5 protein-coding genes are annotated in these 4,946 nt (G+C 38.6%); 1 reads left to right on the top strand and 4 read right to left on the bottom strand.

Annotated features, from left to right (window positions below; all coding sequences use genetic code 11):
• Positions 1–180 precede the first annotated feature (180 nt).
• Positions 181–537: a hypothetical protein gene (locus LDB17_RS09330; protein WP_252639696.1), complete on the top strand. Its 357-nt coding sequence runs from the start codon at positions 181–183 to the stop codon at positions 535–537.
• 31 nt (positions 538–568) lie between these two features.
• Here the strand turns inward: LDB17_RS09330 and LDB17_RS09325 are convergent, their stop codons facing one another.
• The 4 genes from LDB17_RS09325 to LDB17_RS09310 all read right to left on the bottom strand — a co-directional run bounded on the left by LDB17_RS09325 (position 569) and on the right by LDB17_RS09310 (position 4,535).
• Positions 569–1,279: a hypothetical protein gene (locus LDB17_RS09325; RefSeq protein WP_252639694.1), complete on the bottom strand. Its 711-nt coding sequence runs from the start codon at positions 1,277–1,279 to the stop codon at positions 569–571.
• 78 nt (positions 1,280–1,357) lie between these two features.
• Positions 1,358–1,639: a hypothetical protein gene (locus tag LDB17_RS09320; protein ID WP_252639693.1), complete on the bottom strand. Its 282-nt coding sequence runs from the start codon at positions 1,637–1,639 to the stop codon at positions 1,358–1,360.
• Positions 1,640–1,654: 15 nt separating this feature from the next.
• The gene (locus tag LDB17_RS09315; protein WP_252639691.1) at positions 1,655–2,551 is read right to left on the bottom strand and encodes a DUF4835 family protein; all 897 of its coding nucleotides are present in this window, start codon (positions 2,549–2,551) and stop codon (positions 1,655–1,657) included.
• Position 2,552: 1 nt separating this feature from the next.
• The gene (locus LDB17_RS09310; protein ID WP_252639688.1) at positions 2,553–4,535 is read right to left on the bottom strand and encodes an OmpA family protein; all 1,983 of its coding nucleotides are present in this window, start codon (positions 4,533–4,535) and stop codon (positions 2,553–2,555) included.
• Between the last annotated feature and the right edge of the window lie 411 nt (positions 4,536–4,946).

Raw genomic sequence — 4,946 nt, 5'->3', positions numbered from 1 at the left:
TCTCAACTTCAACTACTTCAAAGTAGTCCAACAAACCTTCGGGTAATAATAATTCATAGCCACTTTCCATTAAACAAAGTTAGGAAAAATTATATCTCCACAACTTTTAGGAAAGAGCCCTTTTTTTGTCTTATAGGTTTAGGTTATTAAAGTAAAGATTGTTTATTTAAAAAATTGGTTATGAAAAGGTTATTAATTTTAGTTGTAGCTGTGCTTGGATTAGGAGCCAGCTCTTACGCGCAAAACGATTATGATGTTCTTTGGGTATTGAACAACAAATCAACATTCGAAAGTGTTGCAGAATATGTGAATGCAACTTCCAATCAGAAAGAATACATGAGAGCTATCTTCTATGATTCTACTGAAAAACTAAAAAGCGCGTTGATTGACAATGATAAAGAAGCAGCAGAAAAAGCGCTATTCTTTAACTTGGCTAACGTAAGATCAGTTTTGTCTGAAAAACAGTATAGAAAGTATTTGACAATATTAAATACTACTATCAACGATCAGCAAGGCAAGTACATGGCTAGCAAATGAGAAAAACAAGATTGAAGATAGAGGATGTTTCTTAAATAGAGACATCCTTTTTTATTTTATCCTTCTTCATCTTATCAATCATCCAAATCAGTAGCAAATAGATTGGCATAACAACAGGATATAGCAAAAAGATAAGGAATACATACCCATGCCTTCCCGAAGCATATTCTCCTATCACCATATCTATTAAAGAATATGACCACACATATAAACACAAATAAAGAATAGGTGCTAAAATGCCTCCAACTATTACGACAGGGGAAAAACGTTTTGTTGGCTTCCTGATCCGATATCTTAGAGTAAGATAAACATGTACAACACCGAGTACTAGAATAAAAGCAAGTACTAACCAGTGTCCAATTGCTACAAAAACATTAGCAAACCATCCTAATTCGGGTGTGTACGTTATAACAAATTCGTCTGACGGTATCTCCGAAAAATACAAGTGTGTTACAGCATCGGTAAGACTCGTTTTTTCAGCAGGCAAATTCGTTTCGAATGTGCCGTCCAGCCCTGTTATATCTATCTCAATATCCAGTCCTCCGAATGTACGCCAAAAACGAGCCGGCGCAAGATTGTACCTCAACGTAAACTCTCTAACAGGATTACCGACATACACATTCGCACGCACTGTATACTCCACCCTGATAGCATGCTCACCCTCAGAGAGACCGACTTCAAAATATTTCAGTCCGATCAAATTCGGAACATTCTCCTGCGAGTATAAGAGATGATTATCCAAAGAATCTATCCACGAAAGAGCCGCCTTGTTTTCATACGAAGAAGGTACTTTTGAGACCTCAGCTTCTTTATCATCTACTCACACACGAAAGCCATCGTCTTGCGAAACATCCGTCATCGTGTCAAAAATGAGGGGAATCTGCTTCCCTGCCCTATCTGATTTAATTGTATAGATCACCGTATACTTAGCTGTATAAAAATCGATAATGCGGACATGTAAAGACTCATGCAGAATATCTATATCCTTGCTCGAATAAGCCTCACTCATCGGATTGCCTCCGATCCACGGAGACGCCATATTCGCCGAAGCGGATACGTAAGCAATTATAAAAGAGAATAGCAGGAGATATTTTTTTAGCATAGTTTTGTAAAACATTTATTTAAGGTTATTTATAAGATAACCTTTCGTAGGAAATATCTGATTGAGTTGCTTTTTTACAGCTTGCTTTTCTTCGGCTGTAGCCTGAGAACAGATGCGTACTATTTCATCCAGTTTGGTTTCTCCGATAATTAATAACAATGGAGAAGAAGGACGTGAATCATACAATTTCTGCAAGTCTGCCATTGCTTCTATAATACGTATTCTTCCACGTGAAGCGTTGGCTGCCATTTCGTCCAACCCATTGCGATGATAATTGTACCAGAAAGAATGAAAGGCTTTAGAGCTCTCATCGGTAAGAGCCACAGCAAGATCATACCTGTTATCATTCTTGCCGGAGAAAGGCTCCCACCCTTTTGTATTCAACGACTGAGCCATATTCGCTATTTCCATCGCCCTCGCAAAATACGGAGCACCTCCATTTAAGGAAAAGGAATCGAAATCGAGCCCTATCACAACATAAGCATAAAAGGATATTACTGCCACCAAATTATTAGAAAGTGTAATATTGCTCAAGTCGAGAGATTCCCCCGGTGTATAATTAAACTCAAACTTAGTATCTCTATAGTTGATTAGAGTAGTTATATATGTCGAATTATATACAGGACGGCGTGAAGTAACCTGCATTTCTGCAACAAAACTATTATCCGAAGTCATTTCACTTATCGAAATATTCACAGAGCAATCAATACGCTCATTTCTGTTGAACGAGGTATTTGTCCATGTCTGATCATTCAACAACTGATTGAGTGAGCTCTCCATTGCCGAAAACAAGTTTTGGTTTGCCGCAGGAACCTTACTGCTGTTTATGGTTAACTTGGCATTCAACTCCTGTGCCTCTATGTCAGCAAAAGAGATTATTGCAGATATTATAAATAAAGTCAGTCTTAACATACTATTCGAGATTATATGTAATACTCAATACCTTAAACTCTGTCCGGCGGTTTACCTGATCAGCCATCTCCTGTTGCTCTGGGGTGAGCCCTTCAATAAACTCCTCATTCAGTATATCACCTTCTTTCAGAAAGTCATACTTCTTTACAATAGCTTTTGTTACTGTCTTAGGTTCACTTTTTCCTTTACCCACAGCCGTCAAACGATCCTTAGATATTCCTCCCGCTATCAGGTAATTGACCACAGACTCAGCTCTTCGTTGCGAGAGTTTAATATTATATTCGTCCGACCCTTTTCTGTCAGCATGAGCCGAAAGTTCGATTGTCACATTCGGATTGGTATTAAGCAAGTCGATCAAACCATCCAATTCCTTTTTAGACTCGGGGAGCAAGGTCGCTTTATCAAACTCATAGAATATATTTTCCAATACCACCGGCTTATTGATCGGAGTAAGGATGAAATCTAACAGGTAGGTTGAATCCTTCTCTACCGCTAGAGTTTTGAGAGACATACGTGTATTCAGATGATCTTTGGCACTTGCCAGAAATACATAGTCTACCCCTTGCTTTACGTCCATTTTGTAAGTCCCGTCATTCTTTCCGGGAAACCTCATATTCGTTCCGTCACGCCCTACCACACGTATAGTGGCATTGGTTACAAACTCATCGTCTGTATCCACAATATACCCTTCGGCTACGGTGGTTATTATCGGGTATGCAAAAGAATATATATGATCAAATCCTTTTCCGTCGCCACGATTGGAGCTAAAGAACCCACTTTCTTTGTTTCCTTCGAACGTTATACCAAAATCATCTGCCTGAGAGTTTATAGGGAACTTCATATTCTCTACCTTCCAGCCTTTAGACTTTTTATCGTATTCAGCCTTATATATATCCAGACCACCCATCCCTACGTGTCCGTCTGAAGAAAAATAGAGCGTTGAGTCGTTTCGCATATACGGAAACATTTCGTCTCCTGCCGTATTGATATCCGGCCCCAAGTTTTCAACAAATTCGACCAAGTCGCCAACCATGCTTGCCCTCCAGATATCTTTTCCGCCATAGCCTCCGGGCATGTCGGACACAAAATAAATATAGTCACCCAAGGGTGTTATTGCCGGATGGGCATAGACACTGGTTGTATCACGTCTGTTTATTTCTATCTTCGTACCTTTTCCCCATGACCCCGACGAACGGTATGAGACATATATAGATGGAAAGGAAGTATTTACCGAATCGAGTTTTGTTTGTGTAAAATACATTGCCGAGCCTGTAGCCGAAAATGAAGTTGTACCCTCGTCTGATGAAGTATTTATCGGTGAATCCAAATGCTCGGGTTTCATCCAGTTTCCACTTTCATCTTTGCGAGACATGAATATATCATTGAGCTTAGATCCTGTTATATTACTTATTGTATCTCCTATAACACCTTCTCGGTTAGATGTAAAGTATAACTGATCGTAATCGGGAGGAAGCAACATCGGACTAAACTCACCCCGATTGGAATTAAACAAATCCATCCTCTTCACTGTATATAATGTCGGATTAGCTTTCCACTCCGGAGCTACCTTTGTACTTTCCAGCCCGTTAAGAGCAAATTTATTATCAGGGAAAAGCTTTAAGAAATCAGCGTAGTAACGAGCAGCTTGCTTATAATCTCCCACCTTCTGCAACGATCTGGCATATTGCAGATTCAGAGTGCTGTCGTTCACCTTATATCTAACAGCATTAGCATACGCCGCATTCGCTCGCAGTGGATTGTTTATCAGCCTGTAACTTTCTGCCATACGCAAAGCGACTTCTCCTCTCAACTCTCTCTTCTTTACAGGAATGCTGCGGTATATCTTGCGATACATATCTGCCGCAACAAAATATTCACCTTGTGCAAACTTACGGTCTGCATCTTCCAGTTTTACCTGTTTACAAGAATATGCAGACAATAAAAAAATAAGGATACTAAATATGTAAGATATAGATCTTTTCAAGCTTTTTTCAGGTTATTACAATAAGTTGTTACAGTTTACAAATATAACTCATTTCTGCTTAGAATATTGCTTCCTCAAACTGGAAACATGACAGGCTAATTATAAAGTCTTTATTTCTTTTTCGAAATGCTTTACGTACCCGATTAAGAAAATACTATTTCTCAAAAAGTAACAAAAGTAACAGTATTTTACTGCTTTTTATATGTCACTTTCTTTCTTAGTTTTTCCTCTCATTAGGAAATACTATTCGCCCTATTATAAGATAAAATCAATAAAAACAAATATATCTAATGTCCCGTCCTAAAATAGGTTGACAGGATTTATACTAAAATATTATAAGAGCCGATGGATTTATATCCATCGGTTTTTTGATGTATAAAGTTAGGCGTTTTCATGTTTAACGCCAAATGC

Origin of the sequence: Dysgonomonas sp. Shenzhen-Wh21, from assembly GCF_043392705.1 — a bacterium.
GTDB lineage: Bacteria > Bacteroidota > Bacteroidia > Bacteroidales > Dysgonomonadaceae > Dysgonomonas.
The sequence above is the reverse complement of the archived record's forward strand: the minus strand, read 5'-3'. Positions and strand labels throughout refer to the sequence as shown.